This window comes from Sphingomonas sp. CCH9-F2, assembly GCF_001556735.1.
GTDB lineage: Bacteria > Pseudomonadota > Alphaproteobacteria > Sphingomonadales > Sphingomonadaceae > Sphingomonas > Sphingomonas ginsenosidimutans.
This window is the reverse complement of sequence record NZ_LSJO01000046.1, coordinates 1-304: the sequence shown is the minus strand read 5'-3', so window position 1 is coordinate 304 and position 304 is coordinate 1. Positions and strand designations below refer to the sequence as shown.

Here is a 304-nt window from a genome sequence, read left to right as displayed (position 1 = left end):
CGGCGGCAACCGCCACGGCTTCCTGGCCTTTTCCGAAATCCACCCGGATTATTATCAAATCCCCAAGGAGGATCGCGACGCGCTGCTGCGTGAGGAAGCCGAGCACGCCGCCGAGGAAGCCGCGCTGCGCGCCGAGCTGGACGCCGCCGACGATGACGAGGACGGCGACGAGGATCACGACGACGACGTCGATACCCGCGCCGACGATCAGGGCGACGACGACCACGGCGGCGACGAGGATGCGCCGCGGCGCCGGTCGCGCGGCAACGGCGGCGGCAACGACGACCAGGTCGAGGCGCTGCGC

1 pseudogene is annotated in these 304 nt (G+C 70.7%); it reads left to right on the top strand.

Annotated features, from left to right (window positions below):
* Positions 1 to 304 (top strand): annotated as a pseudogene (locus AX685_RS01230) (ribonuclease E/G); the annotation flags it as partial.